The organism is Streptomyces sp. ADMS, from assembly GCF_033441795.1.
GTDB lineage: Bacteria > Actinomycetota > Actinomycetes > Streptomycetales > Streptomycetaceae > Streptomyces.
Window position 1 is genome coordinate 1 of the sequence record NZ_JAVFVX010000453.1, and the last position, 429, is coordinate 429.

Consider the following 429-nt stretch of genomic DNA (forward strand, 5'->3'; position numbering starts at 1 on the left):
ACGGCCGGCAATGACCGTCCGGCGACAAGAACCCGCCCTCCATATACCGGTAGCCGGTGCGCTCGCGTCCCTTGTAGGCGACCGCGCCCGCCAGGGCCATGTCGCACTCGTAATTCAGGAGGCTCTGGCACGCGACGTGCAGGGCCACCAGCCCCGTCGAACACGCCGTCTGGACGGGAAAGCTCGGTCCCGTGAGGTTCAGTTTGTGTGACACCCTGCTGGTCAAATAGGCAAGTTCGAACGCCAGGCCATAGTTCTCCTCGCGGATCCGCTCGCCCTGGTCCAGGTGGCTGAGGATGTTGGCAAGGTAAGCGGTCGTGCTGGAGCCGCCGAACACGCCGATGCTGCCGGGGAAGCGGGCGGCGTCGTACCCGGCGTCCTCCAGCGCCTCCCAGGCCGTCTCCAGGAACAACCGGTGCTGCGGGTCCA

At 66.7% G+C, this 429-nt stretch carries 1 protein-coding gene; it reads right to left on the bottom strand.

Annotation, left to right across the window (positions count from 1 at the left end; genetic code table 11):
- The coding region (locus tag RB628_RS41515) for a polyketide synthase (RefSeq protein WP_318325783.1) at positions 1–429 on the bottom strand (429 nt) is incomplete at both ends.